We start from the raw sequence: 19,425 nt of genomic DNA, 5'->3' as shown, positions 1-19,425 counted from the left end.
TAATGTATAACGCAATATTTATCGTAAAGGTGCTGCCTCTACTGGCAAAAAATTCTTTCTGTGCTTTTTCTACCAATATTTGGCTTCTAACCGCGCCGGTTTCAATGTTCTGCGGAAAGATTGTTATTCCTCTTTTTCATTGATCAATAATGTTAATAATGCCGCTAAAATCATCAAACAACCTCCAATTTCAACAGCAAGCAAACGATTATTATTCAATAAATGCGACATTATCCAGCCAAAAAACAACGAAGCCAAGATCTCGGGCAGCACAATGAAAAAATTAAAAATGCCCATATAAATACCCACCTTATCTTCAGGAAGACAGCCACCCAGCATAGCATACGGCATAGATAGTATACTGGCCCAGGCAATCCCCACCCCCGTCATTGATAAATATAACATTTCCGGCACGTGGATAAAAGCAACAGATATCAAACCTGCAGCACCACAAAGCAAACATACCATATGCGTATACTTGCGTCCTATCCGGCTGGCTATAAACGGTAAAAAAAACGCAAAAACAAAGGTTACAAGATTATAATATGATAATGTGAGTCCGGCAAATTCAATTCCATGGGTATATAAAGCCGTTTTTTCACTTACTGCGCCAAAAACATTTCGCGCCACTGCGGGCGAGTAGTAAAACCACATTAAAAACAAGCCCGGCCAGGTAAAAAACTGCACCAATGCAAGCTTTCTCATTCTTTTTGGCATATTTCCGATAGAATGAAATATCTCTTTAGCCCCGGCGCCAAACCCTTTTTTCTCCTCTTTTGTTTTTAATTTATCCGTCAGATTTGCCGGTGGATACTCTGTGCTTGTAATTATCGTGTACAACACTGCCGTTATAAATGCAAAGGCACCTATATAAAAAGAATATCGCACCGTTGCAGGTATGGGGCCACTATTAACATTATTGATTACGTGGAACCAATGAGCCATCATCCATGGAAGTGCCGACGCTACTATAGAACCTAACCCAATAAAAACACTCTGCATAGCAAAACCTCTGGTACGCTGATCGTCAGGAAGTTTGTCGGTTATAAATGCTCTGAATGGTTCCATGCTAACGTTGATAGAGGTATCCATTATCCATAATAGACCTGCTGCCATCCACAACGTGGAAGAATTAGGCATAAAAAGGAGGGCAATAGAACTTACAATTGCTCCAACAAGAAAATAAGGCCTGCGACGCCCCAGCTTTTTATGCCAGGTATGGTCGCTCATGTAACCTACTATTGGCTGTACCAATAAACCAGTTAATGGCGCCGCCAAAAATAACATGGGTATTTTATCAGGCTTTGCACCCAGGTATTCATAAATGGCTCCCATATTTGCCATTTGCAGCGCCCACCCGAACTGAATGCCTAGAAAGCCGAAGCTCATATTCCATATTTGCCAAAAGCTTAGCCTCGGCTTGTGGGTCCTGCTTAAAGTTGCCATATATTTTAATTCAATTGTTTATTGGTTGACGCGATTTTGGAATTGTAACGATTAACAGGATCACTTTATACCTGTAGGATCCAGTTAATCATTCAAATCTTAAAATCGTATTAAAACTCCAGCAACATCCCGCTTGTGGCTGGCAATGTTAGCGTAATTCCGTTGTTTATATCGTTTGTATTATAATTGGTTCCGCTCAACAAATCCTTAAACTGCTTTGACCCACTTATGTTTAATTGTTTAAGCAGGTCGTCCGGCAGTTTAACGGTTATGGTTTGTTCGCTGCGGTTAAAATTGGTAATTACTAATATACGTTGTTTGGCAGTATATCTCAGGAAAATATACAGCCGGGTATTAAAACCGGGTTGGTGCTCGTTGGCTACCATCAGCTCATAAAATTCGCCGGTTGTAAAGGCCTCGTTGTTATGTACAGTATTCAACAAATTGCTGTAAAAGCTGCGGAGTTTGCTTTGATCGTCAGACAACTGCCCGCCATCAAACTTGCCATTGTTCATCCATTTCTGGTGCTCGGGCATACCCCAATAATCAAAAATACTGCTACGACCGTCGTCACCGCCAAAGCCTTCGGCCCCTGCGCCCGGCTCTCCTACTTCCTGGCCCGAATAAATCATCACCGGCCCGGTAGCCAAAGTTGCGGTAACTATCATTCCAGGGATAGCGTTCCATGGGTTGCCTGCAAATTCCTTTGATGCAATACGTTGCTCGTCATGGTTTTCCATAAAGCGGAGCATGTGGCCGTCGATGCCATTACTTTCATTATGCCAAACATGGTTAATATCCCAAGTGGTAGCGTTTGGTTCATTACGGGTAAGGCGTTTGATGGCATCGTAAAGACCTACCTTGTCGTACAGGTAATCGAACTTACCGGTATTGATGTATTTTTTGTAAAGTGTGCTGTTATATGCTTCGCCGATAAAGATCAGGCCGGGGTGCTGTGCCTTTAGCTTCGGGATTACCCAACCCCAAAATTCAAATGGCACCATCTCCACCATGTCGCACCGGAACCCGTCTACGCCTTTTGAAGCCCAAAAATTCAGGATGTCATACATCTTATTCCATAGCGGCGGAATCGGATCGAAGTGCGGTGTATGGTTATTTAAATAATCGACGCCATAATTCAGCTTCATAGTCTCGAACCAATCGTTGATAGACGGCGATGCACTAAATACATCATTTCCTGTTGCCTTTGCCGGGTGCTCATCAAACTTGCCGTCCTTTAGGGTACTTTTAAGCTCATCGCCGCCCGGATTATACCCGGCGGGCACGGTAAAATGCCGGCCGGGGATATAATAAAAATCATTTTTAGCGCTGAAGGCTTGTGTGGTGTCGTCATCCTGCCCAAAATCCCTTACGCCTGCCGGTTTTACATCCGAGCCATAGGTACGGGCAACGTGGTTAGGCACACAATCCATTAAAACTTTAAGTCCGTTGATATGGGTACGACTGATCAAAGCCTCATATTCCGCCATGCGGTTTTTTACATCCACGGCAAGATCAGGATCAACATCATAATAATCTTTAATCGCATAAGGTGAGCCCGCGCGGCCTTTTACTATATCCGGATCATCGGCCTTGATGCCGAATGATGAATAATCCGTCATGGTGGCATGTTCAATTACCCCGGTGAACCAAACGTGGGTAAACCCCATCGCCTTAATTTCCTGTAAAGCCTTATCGCTAATATCGTTAAACTTTCCCGATCCGTTTTCCTCAATAGAACCATTAAATTTATTAACGGTTTTGGTATTGCCGAACAGGCGGGGCAGTAGTTGGTAAATGATCAATTTATTTGTTGCGGATGACTCCATTTTTATCTTTTTATCGTGATGCTGAGCTAAGCATATAGTTGAAAAAGACACCAGTATTGTTAAGATAAATAAGTGCCGTTTCATATTGTTACGCCAAATATTTTTGCACCGTTGTTTTACGTTGTATTATTACGTTCAATGTATAATCGTTACTAACCAAAGACCTCAATGTTCATTTTTTTGGTTATAAATTTGATCAAGCGATGGAGGCGTTAACAAAATAGTAGTAGTCTTCATCGCTGCAACGAAATTAGGCCGAACATCCATTTCATGTCCCCTAACAAGCACTTTTATTTCCGGACCTGACAAATGTCGGATTCTTGTCGTGTCTTTGGATATAGTCACTTTCACGACAGTACCCCTAAAACCTATATTAAACGAGAACGACGCCCATTTACCCGGCAAAAACGGCTGGAACGACAGCTTGCCATCAATTACACGCATCCCTCCAAAACCTTCCACTACCGACATCCAGGTGCCTGCCATTGATGTGATGTGGCAGCCGTCTTCGGTGTCGTTGTTGTAATCGTCAAGGTCCAAACGGGCGGTACGCAGGTAAAATTCGTAGGCGCGCGCCTCATCGCCTAACTTTGCAGCTAAAATAGCGTGTACGCAAGGCGATAAGGAAGATTCATGTACCGTACGTGGCTCGTAAAAATCAAAATTCCTGCGGATGGTTTCTATATCGTACTGATCCTCAAAAAAGTAAATTCCCTGTAAAACGTCAGCTTGTTTGATGTAGCAAGAACGCAGGATCCGGTCCCAGCTCCATTTTTGGTTGATAGGGCGATCCGTTGCCGGAAGATCTTTAACCAGGATCTGTTCCTTATCCAAATAGCCGTCCTGCTGTAAAAATACCTGCTGCCGCTCATCATAAGGATAATACATTTTTGCGATAATATCCTTAAAGCGGGCAGTTTCTTCCTCTTCCTTAAAGCTGATCTTGCTTACCAATTCTGCATATTTTGCAGCGTCGGTTGCCTTAACCTTTTCGGCAACTTCCATGGTATATTTCATGCACCATGTAGCCAGCGTGCTCGTGTACCAGTTGTTGTTTACGTTATTCTCATATTCGTTAGGCCCGGTAACACCCAGCATAACATATTGCTGCCTGTCGCCCGAGAATGTAACTCTTTGCGACCAGAAGCGCGCAATGGCTATCAGCACTTCCAATCCATAATCGGCCAGGTAAGCTTCGTCAGCCGTATATCTTACATAATTGAAAATAGCATATGCGATTGCTCCATTTCGATGGATCTCCTCGAAAGTGATCTCCCACTCGTTATGGCATTCGGTACCATCCATGGTAACCATCGGGTATAACGCGGCGCCGTTATTAAAGCCCAGCAACTTTGCGTTTTCAATAGCCTTACCCAACTGTTTATAGCGGTATAACAACAGGTTCTTAGTAACTTTTTGATCTGCTGTCGACAAGTAAAACGGCACACAGTAAGCTTCGGTATCCCAATAAGTTGAACCGCCATATTTTTCGCCGGTAAAACCTTTGGGGCCGATATTTAAACGATCATCCTCGCCGGTATAAGTTTGATTAAGCTGGAAAATATTGAAGCGGATAGCCTGCTGTGCAGATGCGTCACCCTCAATGATGATATCATTCATTTTCCATTTTTCGGCCCAGGCATCAGCCTGCTCCTGTAACATGGTATCAAAGCCCTTTTTGCTGATATTGGCTAAGGTGGTTTTCAAATTAGCTGCAAGGTCCGCCGCCTCATAATTTTGCGACGACAGGTTAGCAGCATATTTAATAATGGTTGTGTTTTGCTCCTCTGTTACCTGCAATTTAAATTTTGCAGCAATATATTTCTCTTTGGTAACTGCCTGGGTGTGTAGTTTAACAGGCTCGCCGGCCTGCAGCACACTGATCAGCATTCCCGTTGCTACCTCGAACCCTGTTTTTTTGGTGCGCATCTGGATGAAGCCACCATCGTTCCAGCTTTCCTTTTTTACTTCGTCCCAAAATTTCTCGTCGTAGTTTGAGTCCTTGTTAACTACATCGCCGTCAATAAACGGGGTAATGGTTAATGAGCCTGAAAAGTTAACAGGAGTAATTGTATATTTTATTGCGCCGGCCTCATCATCAGCCATACTGCAAAAACGGGTAGCTTCCACCTCAACAATTTTCCCAAGGGCCGTTTTTGCCGTGAAATTCCTTTTCAGGTAGCCTTCCTGCATATTTAGTTCGCGCCTGAAACTTATCACTTCGCATTTAGCAAGGTCAAGTTGTTCGCCGTCGATATTTATGTCGATGCCTATCCAATTTGCTGCATTAAGTACTTTGGCAAAATATTCAGGGTAGCCATTTTTCCACCAGCCCACACGGGTTTTATCCGGGTAATACACCCCGGCAACATAGTTACCCTGTAATGTATCGCCGCTGTATGCTTCCTCAAAGTTCGCCCGCTGACCCATCCGGCCATTACCCAGGCTAAATATACTTTCGGATACCTTATTATGATGTGGGTTAAAACCATCTTCTATAATCTTCCACTCATCAACTTCAATGTAGTCCTTCATTCTTATGTAGTAATTGTGTATTCAGTTGTTGTTTTGTTTGCCTCACCTAAATCCTCTCCAAAGGAGAGGACTTTAACTTCGTTCTTTTAAATTTGTCATTGCGAGCGATAGCGCGGCAACCTCGTCGCGCGTTTACATCTCGCTTCCACGCTTACATAGCTACGAGTTTGCTTCGTACCTCGCAATGACAAGGTTGGTTTGGTTTATTTATAATTCTCTGAGTATCTCCAAACTCATCTTATCCAACCCGCTTATCACTATGTTGGCTTCCCCGAGCACTTCGGGTAGTCCTATGCCAACTACCTTCATTCCCCCGATTATGGCTGCCTCAACGCCTGCAATGGCATCTTCAAACACCACGCATTCGGCAGGAATTACACCCAGTGCTTCGGCACCCTTCAAAAAAACTTCAGGATCAGGTTTGGCTTTGCTTACATGGTTGCCGTCCACTATCGTATCAAACAGGTGCGACAAACCAATTTTGTTCAGTATGGTAGATGAGTTTTTACTCGCTGAGCCCAATGCGGTTTTTATTCCGGCGGCGCGGCAGGTTTCCAAAAACTCTTTTGCTCCTGGCAATATTTCGGCGGGCGTCATGCGGTTTATCATTTCCACATACCAGTCGTTTTTACGGGTGGCCAGTTCCTGCTGCTCTTCGGGCGTTTTTGTAACATGCCCCAATTCCAGGATGATTTCCAGCGACCGTACCCGACTAACGCCCTTCAGTCTTTCGTTATCGTGTTCTGTAAAGTTGATGCCCAGTTCATCGGCTAATCGTTTCCATGCTTTGTAGTGATAAACGGCCGTGTCGACAATCACTCCATCCAAATCAAAAATACAGGCTTTTATAGTACTCATTATATTTGTTCGCAAATTTAAATAATTAGGGCTTAGTTGGTTATGAATTGTTCGACGACAATCATTTTTATCAATTCACTAATTAACCGTTAAAAAATCATCATTCAATTATTAATCTCTAAATATTTTCACTTGGTCTCAAGTTCCAGTACCAATGTTGATTTTGGGCCTACTGTGAGCTTATCAAGGCCGGTATTACCGCCTATAATTACATTTTTAGCAGTTTTCGCGCCTTTTATCCGTTCGTAATAGCGGGTTGTCCCGGTAATTTGCTCCTTGTCGGTACTGTTGTAAACCATCATTACTGTTTTCTTATCATCATACCTGAAGTATACATAGATGCCGTTTTCAGGGATATACTGCATCATTTTCCCGGTTTGCAAAGCGGAGGTATTTTTGCGGTAATTCGCCAGCGTTTTTATGTAGTTAAAGGCATCATTTTCCTTATCGTCACGCCCCTCAGCCGTAAATTTGTTCTTTTTATCGCCATCCCAGCCGCCCGGAAAATCCTCCCGCACTAGTCCATCCGGGTTCGAGAAGTTTTTCATCAGGATCTCATCGCCGTAATACATTTGCGGCACGCCGCGCATGGTCATCAGCATGGCCATGGCCGATTTATACTTATTGATGTCTTCACCCACTACCGACAGGATGCGGCTCATATCATGGTTATCTAAAAAGATGGTATTGCGGGTTACATCCTGGTACAAAAAGTCCTGCGCCAGCACTGAATACAGACGATTCACCCCCTCAGTCCAGCCTTCGTTGGCGTTCAGCGCATCGTAAATTGCTTCCTTTAAAACGCCGTCGGTTACGCCTGGCAGGTGGGTATCAAAACCACGGTTAACGGTGTTACCCTGTGTAAAGAAAGCCTGATTAGCAGCTGACCAAACCAACGTTTCGCCGAATATAGAAAGGTGCGGGAACTCATTCTTCACATCAACCGCCCATTTAGCCATATACTCCGGGTCGTTATACGGGTAAGTATCCAAACGGAAGCCATCGACACCTGCATATTCAACCCACCAGATATGGTTTTGAGTAAGGAAATTTTGAACATAGGGATTATTCTCGTTCATGTCCGCCATGCGATGGTCAAACCAGCCGTCAAGCATTTGCTTACGGTCTGACGGTGCAACGTGCGGGTCCATTACCGCCATATCCCTAAAGTTTGACTTGGTATACTTCGGCCATTGATGCACCCAGCTTTTCATCGGCATATCACTAATGGTATATCCTTCGGTACCGGCATGGTTGTGCACCAGGTCCTTTACCACCTTCATCCCCATGCTATGACATTTTTCAACAAACTTTTTATAAAGCTCGTTGGTGCCATAGCGCGGATCAACCTTATAATAATCAGTAACGGCATAACCATGATAGGAAGCATGAGGCTCATCATTCTCAATTTCGGGTGTTAGCCAGATGGCTGTAACACCCAAATCCTTCAGATAATCCAGGTGGTTCATCACCCCCTGCAAATCCCCGCCGTGACGGCTGAACATCGAATCGCGGTGGATGCCCTGCTCGCGCAGGTTGGTAAACGAGTCGTTCGAGGGATCGCCATTGGAGAAGCGGTCGGGCATGATGAGATAGATCAAATCCCTGCTGGTTACTCCCTGCGCACGCCCGGGCGAACGGTCCCGTGCCTTGAGCGCATAACTATATGTTAACGCCTTTTCACCGGCTTTTATAAACTTTATCGGGAACGTTCCCGGAATTGCACCCGATAAAATGCGTAAATCAACAAAAAGGTAATTCGGATTTTCAACTTTATGAACCGCGACCAGCTTAACACCGGGGTAGTTCAGTTCCACTTTTCGGTCGGCAATATGGTCGCCATGAACGATCAGTTGCAGGTTAGGATTATGCATACCAACCCACCAAAACATAGGTTCTACGCGTTCCAGGGCAGGAATTTGAGCAAAAGAGCCCAGTGCCATCAACAGGCAGCAAGCTGTAAAAAACAATAATTTTTTCATACCAGGTTTTATCAGAAGATAATTGGGCGGGGTGATGAATTCTTCGATCATCCGCGTTCCAAATTTAAAATAAAAATGATTTGTTGTACGAAAAAGTGAAATTTAGTTTTTGGGTGCGCATATACGATAGAAATTATAATTAGTGTTGGGGGGGTAGGGGCGTATAGCATACGCCCTATACAGGTGAGCGAATGCATGGATATATCCCGGATCGCATTGCGAAAACAAATACAGCGCATGGCGAGGGCGTATGCGATACGCCCCTACAGTAGCTACAGGTTTATTGAAAACCCTTTAAATATTCTTCTTCAGTACCCATCCCCATTTTTTTTCTCAGCGCGTTAACTTTTTTGGGATATTTTAATGGAAACGGCGATGCTTTGTGTGTTTTAGGATCAATGTGGATCTGTGTGCCGTAGATCTGTTTTTGTTTTTTATTTACCAGCACCCGGTCGGTCAAATAGGCATAATTTTCTTTGCTGGCATTGTTCTTCGCTATCTCAATTTTCATTAAAGCCAATACTTGTTCCTGGAAGGGAATATCGTCGTCACAATGATCTACTATAGCCCAAAAATCAGCGGACCACTCCCCTACCAAACTGTAGCCGGGGTAACCATATTTTTTAATGATAGCTTTGGCTTTTACCTGATTGATACTATCAGCCTCAGCCCATTTTCGCTGAATTGTTTCGTCATCATATTTGGACGGCGTTTTGCTCCCTGCCTTAGCATTCTCCTTGCGCCAAAATTGGTCGTCCTTAAACATGGAATCAATTTTTTGGATCAATAGCGTGTCGTGCTTTACGGTTTGGGCCGATAGTTTTAGGGAGAAAAATGAGCAGAAGAGGAGGATAATAGTTAGCTTTTTCATGTTGTTGATTTAAAAACTAAATATATAGTTATTAAACTAGCCGAAGAAATTTCTTTTTTATTTTGAACTATCAACTCCTAACTAAAACACTTACCTTTAGTCAACTAAACCCCAATACCATGGCTGATTTCTTAACTGCCTTTCAAATAACCATGCAAACTGAGGGCGGGTACAACCCCGGCGACGGCGAGGCTGAAACTTATATGGGTGTTGACCGTTCTCAAAACCCAAACTGGAGCGGTTGGCCAACTATTGACCAAATAAAAGCAGCCAATCCCGGTGCAACCATTTCTGCGCTTAACAAGCTCTTTGCTGCCAATCATACATTACAAACTAACATCCAGCAATTTTACCAATCGGGTTATTGGGATGCCTACAAACTCAGCACAATTACGGATCAGCAGGCGGCCAATGCCATGTTCGACTGCGCCGTTAATCCTTGTCTCATCTCGATGGATTATGTTGCTCAAATGGCCTGCAACACTGTACAGCACAACGCGGTTGGCGTTGATGGGCAAATAGGTAAACTTACCAGGGGATGCATTAATTCGCTGCCGGCTAATCTTTTTGTTACCGCCTTCAACGGGATCCGCGTAGCAAATTACTACGAACGGGTGAAGCTAAACCCTACAGACAAACAATGGCTCAGCAGCTGGCTGGGCAGGTGTAAGGTGTATGTAGGGTAGGAAAGTAGTCCATGGACCATGGTCGATAGTCCATAGTTAAAAAGTCCTCCTGCCATGGACTATGGACCATCGACTATGGACCTCCCCAAAAATCATTTCCATTCCCTCCCTCAAACCCCTATCTTTAAACCCTATTTTAAAATATGGCAACAGAAGTTAAATGCCCCAGCTGCGGGTTCGGTTTTCCAATTGAGGAAGTGATGGCGGAGGAGTACAAAAAGGAGCTCCGGGTGAAGATGCAGGAGTATACCCAGCAAAAGGAGGAAGAATACCGCCGCAAGGAAAATGATTTTGCAACCCGCGAAAAACAACAAGCCCAGCAATATGAACAACGCCTGGCCGATGAGAAAAAACAATTGCAACTGTCGGTTGAGCAAAGTCTGCGGAAATCAATAGCCACCGATTTTGAGAACCAAATGCAGCTGCTGCAAAATACGTTGAACGAAAAGGACGAGAAGCTAAAATTAAGCCGCCAAAAAGAATTTGAATTTCTTCAAAAGGAAAAGGCCCTGAATGAAAAGGAAGCAGAACTTGGCTTGGAGCTGCAACGTAAATTGCAGGAACAACGCAATGAGCTTACCGACCAAATAAGAAAACAGGAAACAGAGAAATTCAACCTGAAGGACACCGACTACCAGCTAAAAGTTAAAGAACTGGAAAAACAGCTGGATGACCAGAAAAAGCTGGCTGACGAAATGAAGCGCAAGGCTGAGCAAGGCTCCATGCAGCTGCAGGGTGAGGCGCAGGAACTTATTTTAGAAGATTTACTGCGCGTTAATTTTCCGTTCGACCTCATCAGCGAGGTAGGCAAGGGCGTGCGTGGCGCCGACTGCGTACAAACCGTGCGTAATCAGTTTGGACAGGAATGCGGCCGCATTATTTATGAAAGCAAACGCACCAAGGATTTTGGGGCCGATTGGATAGAGAAGCTCAAAAAGGATATGCGCAGCATCGGCGTTGATGTGGCAGTTATCGTGAGCCAGTGCTATCCTAAGGGGATGGATTGCTTCGGTGAAAAGGATGGCGTTTGGATCTGCTCGTTCGACGAAGTGCGTGCCGTTGCCTACATTTTGCGGGACGGTATTTTAAAGTTGAGCAACCTCGCCAAATCACAAGACAACAAGGGCGACAAAATGCATTTGCTGTATGATTACCTTATCAGCAGCGAATTCAGCGAACAATGGAAGGCCATCCGAGAGGGCTTTTTGAGCATGCGCATGAGCATCCAAAAGGAACGCGATGCCATGGAAAAACTATGGAAAGCCCGCGAAAAGCAGCTGGAGAAGGTGCTGCTGAATGCTGCCCATATCCAAGGCTCCATCGAAGGCATTGCAGGCAGCGATGTGATCCAGCTGAGTTTGACGGATGATGACGATGCGTTGTTGTTGGAATGACCGGGATTAAGGGATTTTAGGGATTAGTGCTTATGAATTGAACGAGATTGATGGATTTATGAAATTATAGGTTTCACTGTGATAAAAAGACTAATAACACTGCTTGCCTTTCTTCTGCCTTTGTTTGCTTTGGCACAGCGAACCTTTACGTTTACCATTGTTAATGCTATCAGCGGCAAACCTATGTCGAAAAAATGGGGTACAATCATAAAGAACAACGAGGAATATATTGACTTCACCAGCTCCGACGTATCCGGAGTATATACTTTTACTGATAGGAAATATGATTCGACTGCCACCTACCAGTTTGAAATACTAAACAGTTGGAATAATTCCGTGCAGACGGGCAGATATGATATTACCGGCGTTAAGAACTCACCTGTAATTTTAAAGCTGGCAGCTACTAATTACCCGGTTGCTTATACTTGCGGTACACTAATGTATCCCCGTTATTATGCACGGGAGGCTTTTTTCCTTGATGATCTGCCTGCGAAAATACAGTCAAAAATTAGAACATACCTTACCGACCGTGTGGGTGAAGACTTCTATAAAAAGCTAATCCTGAATGGCGGTCAATGGGTTAATTTAAAAAAGTTTTATTCACTCAACCCCAAAATTGATCCCAAGAAATTCCGCGCACCCAATTATTCGCTTTGTTTTATGGTTTGGGATTCAGTTAAGCATAAAACGCTTTATAACTTTAGCCTTAACCTTGATGAAAGAGGTAGTTTGATGGGAATTATTGAACTTCCCGACATCAAGCATCACCCTGAAAAATCAATAATTATCGATAGCGCGGCGTCCAATTTGGTAGCCAGGCAATACAGTTTCACTAGCGAAGGGGAAATTATGTACGATCCGAAATCCGGATCTATCATAAGGGAATATAAAAATTACAAAAAGGGTGAAGGCAAGTATACTGTGGTTGATCACCTGTGGATTGACGTGCATACCGGAAAAGTTGCCGACAGGCGGAGTACCAATGAGGTAATTGTGTACTGATCGCAAAGTTATCAGCTAACCTTTTGTTTTAACATAGCATCCGCTCATCCTTATCAACATTGATGATTATATTTAACAGTATATTACTGCTGCATTAATTTAATCATACGGTGTTGAGGCAATTAGGCTTTTTCCTGTTTCTAATTATCGCGGTAAAAGGGTACGCCCAATCGTCGGTGGTTCCGAATAGTGTGCCGCAGACCATTACCTTTGCCCAGCCACCTGTTAAAACATATGGCGATGTGAATTTTAACCTGGCAGCAAGCAGTTCCAACGCTTCGATTCAACTCACCTATTCAAGCGACAACGCTTCTGTAGCAACTGTTGATAACACCGGCAATGTGCACATTACCGGTGCAGGCAACTGTACCATAACCGTATCCCAGCCCGAAAACGCAACATATTCTGCAGCTAACCCGGTTTCACACACGTTAACCGTTAACCAGGCTGTACTGATAGTAAGGCCTGAAAACAAGCGGATCTTTTATGCTGATCCGCTCCCCTTGTTCACTTTTACATATACGGGGTTTGTAAATGGCGATGATGCTTCCGTTTTTACCAAATCACCAATTGGCGCTACCCCGGCAACTTCTGCGTCGAACGTGGGGTTTTACCCCATAACTGCAAGCGGGGCCGAAGCAAAAAACTACGATATTAAGTACAATACCGGCGTGTTAACCATCAATAAAATTACCCTGGTTATCACCGCCAAGGATGCGGACAGGCCATATGGACAGCCAAACCCTCCACTGCAATTCAGCTATAGCGGCTTTGTAAACGGAGATAACAGTACAAGCTTTGACGTACAACCCACAGCATCCACAACTGCCGGGGTATTTTCGGATCCCGGCACCTACCCTATCACCGTTAGCGGCGTAGAATCGCTGAATTATACACCTGTGTACGTTGCGGGCACGCTTACAGTAACTAAAGCCGACCAGCAGATCACATTTGCAGCCTTGCCACCCAGAGCCGTTGGCGATGCAGATTTTTCCTTGACAGCCATGGCCAGTTCGGGCTTGCCGGTAACCTTTACCAGCAGCGATCCAAATACCGCCGAAATCATCAACGGCAACCAGGTAAAAATACTTTTGGCAGGCACAGTTAACATAACGGCAACCCAGGCAGGCAATGTTGATTATAATACTGCCAGCGCAACCCGGGTATTGGTAATTAACCCGCCCGGTATTACCATTCCCAACACATTCACCCCAAATAACGACGGCATAAACGACACCTGGAACATCATGGGCCTGGAAGCTGATGCAACTGCCGTAGTGAACATTTATAACCGCTTTGGCGCTTCGGTATTTCAAAGTCGGGGCTATCCATCGCCGTGGACAGGTTACCATAAAGGCAAGCGTTTGCCCGCCGGGGTATATTTTTATGTTATTTCAATAAACAACAATGCGAAAAGACTGAGCGGAAATGTGACTATTGTTTATTAGAGTTCAAAAACACGGTGTGAAAAAATATCGAACACCAATAATGAAATAACTCCGTCGTTCGACATTCAAAATTCATTATTCTACATTCCTACCTCCCTTAACGCACCACCTGCTTCGCAAGTTCTGCTGCAAATTCATCCAAACTAGTGGTGGCGGTGTTACTGAGGATGATGATGGTTGTGCCCTCGCCCAACACATGGAACATCATTGCCTGCGCGCCCATTATCAGTCCGGGGCGTTTTACTATACGGTACATTTTACCGTTGATGTCGTAATTTTCGTAAACCCATACACCGAAGCCGTATTCGCCAAGCCCGGACACGAACATTCGGTTTAGTGATTCCTGCTTCACCAGCTTACCGGCAAACAAGGCATCGGTAAATTTCAGCAGGTCGGTAGCCGTGGAGTACATTGCCCCGGCGGCATACCAGTTTTCTGGGTAAACGGGCAAATCGGGTACCATTTGTTTAATGTCATCGCGGTACATATAGGTATCGGCCAGGTTGGCTATAATGTCCTTTTGGTACAGCAGTCCCGAATTTTCCATTTTTAAGGGCAGCAGGATCTTTTCCTTCAATACCTCTTCGTAAGTTTTGTGACAAAGCCGTTCGATGATCTTTCCAAGGATTATATAATCGGCATTGTTATAGTCGAAAACCTTGCCCGGCTGGTTAACCAGCTTGCCATTGACGCAAATGGACAAAAGTTCATCGGTACTGCGTGGTTTCTGGTAAAATGGCACACCAAACTTCAAGGCTACCTCCAGCGACTTTACCGTATCCGTATTCGCAATCCCAGAGGTATGGTTCAGTAATTGGTGGACGGTCACCTTGCCGGCTGCCTCACCCTTACAATCCGGCAGGTAGGTATTAAATGGTTTTTCAAGGTCTATCAATCCCTTCTCCACCAGTTGCATAATCAGGGTAGAGGTAAACATTTTGGTGATCGATGCCACCTTGTACCGCATATCGTTAGTATTGGCTACCTTAAACTCCATATTGGCCAATCCATAGCTTTTGTGATAGGTGCTGGCTGATTTTTGTTCGATGAGCACGGTGCCATTAAAATTATGTTTGCTCACAAATGAATCGATAAAATTACCGGGGCCTGATCCCTGGCCAAACAGGTGACCTGCAGATATGATGATGAAGCCAAATAGTGCGAAAAGGTGTTTCATACAGATAATGGGGTTGCTCAAACAATTTGCGAAGCTCACTTCATTAGACGTCTGGTTCGGGTAATTGGTTGCAGGCGGGAAATATATTTGGAGGAAGGGGATTTTTCGAATACCTATTTTACAATAACCTGATTGTCAATAGTTTAAAACTATTTTAAATTTAGCGCCGCGCCCCGAAAATAGCTTTTGGCCTAAAAAAAGCCGATTTTACGAGTGTAAAACACTGTTTTGCACCTGATAAAAATTTCGATTACGAGGGTAAGCCGTGGTTTTGCTCCTGATAAAAAATTTGATTACGAGAGTGAAATGCGGTTTTACTCCTGATAAAAAAATCGATTACGAGGGTAGAGCGTATTTTGCACATGATAAAAATCCCGATTACGAGGAAGACGGATGTTTTACCCCTGATAAAATGGCCGAAATTCAACCTTAAAAACAGCGAAATTGAGCATTTTTAGGCATTTTTCACCCGGTGGAGGTGCAACAAATTACAAAGAACGAGCAGTGATTTTTGAAAAGCTGATGGCGGTATATGATCGGCTTTAGGTAGTGAATTTGATATACAAATATAAGGAATTTGGGTGAGATAATTTGCAAGTTTGAGCATTTATTATCGCAATACTTTCCCGTCGCCGCAGGTTCTCTCGCAGAGGAACCTGCGCTGTATGAAGCCAATGGCGTGTAATAACCCGCCGTCATACCGATAATATGATTCCCGTCCCCCGCAGGGTCTCTCGCAGAGGACCCTGCGCTGCACTATGTCAATGGTATCCAATAACCCACCGTCCCAGTCATACCGCCCATTTCAATATCATCCAACAATCCCTATATTTACGCATGATCAGAACCCGGCATAACCTGACCGAAAACACCTGGTTTATAACCTTTACCTGTTTTGACTGGATCCCCCTGTTCGAAATAACCAATTCGTATCACCTGGTGTACAACTGGCTAAAAGTTATCGACCAGAAGTACCAAATCAAAACCCTGGCATTCGTGATAATGCCAAACCATGTACATGCGCTACTACAGTTGCCTGCTTCGGTTAAAAGTTTAAATACCGTAATAGCAAATGGCAAACGTTTTATGGCGTACTACCTCGTCAAACAATTGACAAACATGGATCAGGATAGCATACTAAACCAGCTTTCGGCAGCGTGTACCGACAAGGAAATAGCCAAAGGCCAGCTTCATAAAGTATTCGAGCCATCGTTCGATGCAAAGCCCATTTACACGCTCGCTTTCCTTCATCAAAAACTCGATTATATTCACCATAACCCCGTTAGCGGCAAATGGAACCTTTGCAAAGAATTTACAGATTACCCCCATAGCAGCGCTGCTTTTTACCATGATGATAAACCGCATTCGTTAGTAACTATTACCGATTACAGGGAGTTTTGGGGATGAGTGTCCGCAGGCATTTGGTTCTAATGGGCTTCGTACATCGCAGGGTCCTCGATGAGAGACCCTGCGGGGACGGAACATTTCCCATCCCGCAAAAAATTCCCCCCAATAGTTCTGCTGTTAAAATCGTATTTTTAGCGAGTATACAATGAGACCAGGGAAAGTAAAGTTCAGGCCGCCAGTTTTATTTTTTTTAATAACCTTATCCTTTTTACAGATCAATTCTGTCGCAGGAAATCTTCCGGACTTTAGGATTTATAAAAAATTAAAACACAACAAGTCGGCAAAGAAAAAACAGCCAGGCAACGCTATCGTTACCCATTCGCAATCCAGTTGTAGCGACATTAACTGGGCAACATGGGGTAATTTTGCAGGCCAGAGTGCAACGGGTACAATTACCGACGCAGATGGCAGTTTGGTTAATGTAACCATGACATCCAATTTTGATTTTGGCTCAACACCCGGGATTTATAATTACTCCATATTTAGTGGTTACCCATCGCCAATACCTGACGGACAAGTCCCAGAAACAACTTGGTCCAAAGGAGTTGGCGGCACTACTACAATGTGCTTTTCAAAAACAGTTACCAATCCTGTATTATTGATATCGTCACTCGGAAACTCAGCCGGCGTAAGCAGTAAACTTGATTTCTCGGTTCCTTATGTAGTTCTATACCAAAGAGGCGATATGGTGTTTAACAGCAGCACCTCGTTAACAGGTACCGAGGGCTATGCTATAGTTATGTTTCCGGGCGATTTTACGTGCGTTACCATAAACTCAACAACCGAGGAATTTTATACCAACATCACCTGGGGTCTAAGGCCCCCTCCATTCCCCATCAACATTACCCAGGGCGCTATAATTGCGGCAATGTTAAGCTTACTGCTGATGGCGGTGTAACTTACTTGTGGAATGACGGTGATACCCCGAACAGCGCCACCAATACATTTCATCAAAGTGGCACCTACATAGTTACCGTTACCAATGCAGCAGGTTGTACAACCTCAGCTTCAAAAACTGTTACCGTTAATCCTGATGGTTCGCCGCCGGTAATTTCCCAAACAGCAAGCGACTGCAGCGGTATTACCCTTAAGGCCAGCGGCGGCATATCCTATTCGTGGAATGGCGGCGACACGCCTGATAAACCCTCGAACACCTTTCATCAAAGTGGTACGTACACAGTAACAGCTACCAATGCAGGCGGCTGCACTTCGTTCGCCTCAAAAACAATAACGCTTGGCTCCCCTCCCGTGCCTGTAATTTCAGGCGGCACAAGTAGTTGCGGCAGTGTAACGCTAACAGCAAGTGGTGGCACTACTTATTTATGGAATGGCGGCGATACGCCCGACAAGCCCTCAAATACCTTTCATCAAAGCGGCACCTATTCAGTTACTGTTACCAATGCTACGGGTTGCTCCGCTTCCATTTCAAAATCTATTACTGTTAAGCCCGATGGTTTGCCACCTGTAATTTCAGAAACAGCAAGTGACTGTACCAGCATCACACTCACAGCCAGCGGCGGCGTATCTTATTCATGGGATGGCGGCGACACGCCCGGCGGCCCCATAAACACCTTTCATCAAAGCGGCACTTATACTGTAACAGCCACCAATGCAAATGGCTGTACTACCTTTTCTTCTAAAACAATTACAATTGCCCCGGCCCCAACACCCGTTATTACAGGTAATACTAGCGGTTGCGGTAGTGTAACGTTAACAGCAACCGGTGGCGCCACATCCTATTTATGGGACGGCGGCGACAGCCCCGATAATCCGATAAACACTTTCAGCACCAGCGGCACCTATCATGTTTTGGCTACCTATGCAAATATGTGTACCGCATCAGCAATGGTGACGGTAACCGTAAACCCTAACGTGTCGCCGTCGGTAAGCATTGCGGCAAGTCCATCAGGTGATATTTGCCCGGGCATCCCTGTCACTTTTACAGCAAGTGCCATAAACCGCGGTACTTTACCTTTATTCCAATGGTACAGGGGAAACGTAGCGGTAACAAACGGGCCCGTTTATACAGCAAGCGACCTGGTTAACAATGAAGTTATTGAGTGCCGTTTAACCAGTAATGCAGTTTGTGCTACTCCAGTAACCGTTGGAAGCAACCTGATTACAGCAAAAGTAAACCAGGTTCCAACTATAAGCATCAGTCAAAATGCGGTCTTTACCGGCACCGATCCTGTCCGGTTAAACCCGATAATTAACGGACCGGTTGAAACATATCTTTGGACGCCGGCTGCGGGATTAAGTGACCCCACCGTGCCAAACCCATTAGCATCACCACAACATACAACCGCTTACCGGTTAGCAATAACATCGCCGGCCGGTTGTGAAGCCGCCGCAAGCGTAACGGTAAAAGTGCTTAAAAACGATATTATCATACCTAACACATTTACGCCAAACGGCGACGGGGTTAACGATACCTGGGATATTACCCACCTTTCGGATTACCAGGATGCCGTAATCGACATTTACAATAGGTGGGGCCAGCATCTATTTCACTCAATTGGCTATCCCAAACCCTGGGATGGCACTTATAACTCCAAACGATTACCGGTAGGCACATACTACTATGTTATCGACCTGAAGTATGATAATTATAAACGCAGGAGCGGGTGGGTGTCGATTTTGAGGTAATGCATTTTAATTTACGCCCATCCTTACAGAGCGTCTGCGTTGTTCTCCAGGTTGCTTTTTTGCCATCAACTGTTTGCTTGCGGTTGCCGACTTTCTGTTTTGGGTGTTTCCCCGATTTAAATCAGGGCCGCGCTTTCTGCTCAT

Annotated in this window: 14 protein-coding genes; 7 read left to right on the top strand and 7 right to left on the bottom strand. The window is 44.6% G+C overall.

Translation table 11 applies throughout. The annotated features are described in order from the left end of the window. Window positions 1-123: 123 nt before the first annotated feature. The 6 genes from KXD93_RS27040 to KXD93_RS27015 form a co-directional block, all read right to left on the bottom strand. Window positions 124-1,446, bottom strand: a complete 1,323-nt coding sequence (locus KXD93_RS27040; protein ID WP_258140659.1) for an MFS transporter — start codon at window positions 1,444-1,446, stop codon at window positions 124-126. A gap of 110 nt (window positions 1,447-1,556) precedes the next feature. Further along, window positions 1,557-3,275, bottom strand: a complete 1,719-nt coding sequence (locus KXD93_RS27035; protein WP_258140658.1) for an alpha-amylase family glycosyl hydrolase — start codon at window positions 3,273-3,275, stop codon at window positions 1,557-1,559. 165 nt (window positions 3,276-3,440) lie between these two features. Beyond that, window positions 3,441-5,810 carry a glycoside hydrolase family 65 protein gene (locus tag KXD93_RS27030; RefSeq protein ID WP_258140657.1) on the bottom strand — a complete coding sequence of 790 codons (2,370 nt, stop codon included), beginning with the start codon at window positions 5,808-5,810 and terminating at the stop codon, window positions 3,441-3,443. A 207-nt stretch (window positions 5,811-6,017) separates the two neighbouring features. Next, window positions 6,018-6,668, bottom strand: coding sequence for a beta-phosphoglucomutase (gene pgmB, locus KXD93_RS27025; RefSeq protein WP_258140656.1), 651 nt, complete (start codon window positions 6,666-6,668; stop codon window positions 6,018-6,020). 128 nt (window positions 6,669-6,796) lie between these two features. Beyond that, complete coding sequence (locus tag KXD93_RS27020) at window positions 6,797-8,650, bottom strand: glycoside hydrolase family 13 protein (RefSeq protein ID WP_258140655.1); 1,854 nt, start codon at window positions 8,648-8,650, stop codon at window positions 6,797-6,799. Between the two features lie 280 nt (window positions 8,651-8,930). Continuing rightward, window positions 8,931-9,521 carry a DUF6624 domain-containing protein gene (locus KXD93_RS27015; RefSeq protein WP_258140654.1) on the bottom strand — a complete coding sequence of 197 codons (591 nt, stop codon included), beginning with the start codon at window positions 9,519-9,521 and terminating at the stop codon, window positions 8,931-8,933. A 119-nt stretch (window positions 9,522-9,640) separates the two neighbouring features. Here KXD93_RS27015 and KXD93_RS27010 point away from each other — a divergent pair, with 119 nt between their 5' ends. The 4 genes from KXD93_RS27010 (at window position 9,641) to KXD93_RS26995 (ending at window position 14,051) form a co-directional block, all read left to right on the top strand. Further along, complete coding sequence (locus KXD93_RS27010) at window positions 9,641-10,207, top strand: glycosyl hydrolase 108 family protein (RefSeq protein WP_258140653.1); 567 nt, start codon at window positions 9,641-9,643, stop codon at window positions 10,205-10,207. A 143-nt stretch (window positions 10,208-10,350) separates the two neighbouring features. Further along, window positions 10,351-11,601: a DUF2130 domain-containing protein gene (locus tag KXD93_RS27005; RefSeq protein ID WP_258140652.1), complete on the top strand. Its 1,251-nt coding sequence runs from the start codon at window positions 10,351-10,353 to the stop codon at window positions 11,599-11,601. Between the two features lie 78 nt (window positions 11,602-11,679). Beyond that, window positions 11,680-12,603, top strand: a complete 924-nt coding sequence (locus tag KXD93_RS27000; protein WP_258140651.1) for a hypothetical protein — start codon at window positions 11,680-11,682, stop codon at window positions 12,601-12,603. 110 nt (window positions 12,604-12,713) lie between these two features. Then, window positions 12,714-14,051, top strand: coding sequence for an MBG domain-containing protein (locus KXD93_RS26995; RefSeq protein WP_258140650.1), 1,338 nt, complete (start codon window positions 12,714-12,716; stop codon window positions 14,049-14,051). Window positions 14,052-14,148: 97 nt separating this feature from the next. Here the strand turns inward: KXD93_RS26995 and KXD93_RS26990 are convergent, their stop codons facing one another. Then, the gene (locus tag KXD93_RS26990; protein WP_258140649.1) at window positions 14,149-15,228 is read right to left on the bottom strand and encodes a serine hydrolase domain-containing protein; all 1,080 of its coding nucleotides are present in this window, start codon (window positions 15,226-15,228) and stop codon (window positions 14,149-14,151) included. Window positions 15,229-16,065: 837 nt separating this feature from the next. On the opposite strand from KXD93_RS26990, the gene KXD93_RS26985 reads away from it, so the two are divergent. From KXD93_RS26985 to KXD93_RS26975, 3 genes are all read left to right on the top strand, one after another. Further along, window positions 16,066-16,635: an REP-associated tyrosine transposase gene (locus tag KXD93_RS26985; RefSeq protein ID WP_258140648.1), complete on the top strand. Its 570-nt coding sequence runs from the start codon at window positions 16,066-16,068 to the stop codon at window positions 16,633-16,635. 145 nt (window positions 16,636-16,780) lie between these two features. After that, on the top strand, window positions 16,781-17,533 hold the full coding sequence (locus KXD93_RS26980) for a hypothetical protein (protein ID WP_258140647.1): 753 nt from the start codon (window positions 16,781-16,783) through the stop codon (window positions 17,531-17,533). 5 nt (window positions 17,534-17,538) lie between these two features. Then, complete coding sequence (locus KXD93_RS26975; RefSeq protein WP_258140646.1) at window positions 17,539-19,281, top strand: T9SS type B sorting domain-containing protein; 1,743 nt, start codon at window positions 17,539-17,541, stop codon at window positions 19,279-19,281. Window positions 19,282-19,425 lie beyond the last annotated feature (144 nt).

It is taken from the genome of Mucilaginibacter phenanthrenivorans (assembly GCF_024721155.1).
Taxonomy (GTDB): Bacteria; Bacteroidota; Bacteroidia; order Sphingobacteriales; family Sphingobacteriaceae; genus Mucilaginibacter; species Mucilaginibacter phenanthrenivorans.
Note: the sequence above shows the minus strand (reverse complement) of the source record. Positions and strands in the feature narration are given on the sequence as shown.

What these genes read in the sequence shown, in the direction of transcription:
- KXD93_RS27040 (WP_258140659.1), bottom strand. Translation starts at nt 1,446, where the DNA reads ATGGCAACTTTAAGCAGGACCCACAAGCCGAGGCTAAGCTTTTGGCAA.
- KXD93_RS27035 (WP_258140658.1), bottom strand. Translation starts at nt 3,275, where the DNA reads ATGGAGTCATCCGCAACAAATAAATTGATCATTTACCAACTACTGCCC.
- KXD93_RS27030 (WP_258140657.1), bottom strand. Translation starts at nt 5,810, where the DNA reads ATGAAGGACTACATTGAAGTTGATGAGTGGAAGATTATAGAAGATGGT.
- pgmB (WP_258140656.1), bottom strand. Translation starts at nt 6,668, where the DNA reads ATGAGTACTATAAAAGCCTGTATTTTTGATTTGGATGGAGTGATTGTC.
- KXD93_RS27020 (WP_258140655.1), bottom strand. Translation starts at nt 8,650, where the DNA reads ATGAAAAAATTATTGTTTTTTACAGCTTGCTGCCTGTTGATGGCACTG.
- KXD93_RS27015 (WP_258140654.1), bottom strand. Translation starts at nt 9,521, where the DNA reads ATGAAAAAGCTAACTATTATCCTCCTCTTCTGCTCATTTTTCTCCCTA.
- KXD93_RS27010 (WP_258140653.1), top strand. Translation starts at nt 9,641, where the DNA reads ATGGCTGATTTCTTAACTGCCTTTCAAATAACCATGCAAACTGAGGGC.
- KXD93_RS27005 (WP_258140652.1), top strand. Translation starts at nt 10,351, where the DNA reads ATGGCAACAGAAGTTAAATGCCCCAGCTGCGGGTTCGGTTTTCCAATT.
- KXD93_RS26990 (WP_258140649.1), bottom strand. Translation starts at nt 15,228, where the DNA reads ATGAAACACCTTTTCGCACTATTTGGCTTCATCATCATATCTGCAGGT.
- KXD93_RS26985 (WP_258140648.1), top strand. Translation starts at nt 16,066, where the DNA reads ATGATCAGAACCCGGCATAACCTGACCGAAAACACCTGGTTTATAACC.
- KXD93_RS26980 (WP_258140647.1), top strand. Translation starts at nt 16,781, where the DNA reads ATGAGACCAGGGAAAGTAAAGTTCAGGCCGCCAGTTTTATTTTTTTTA.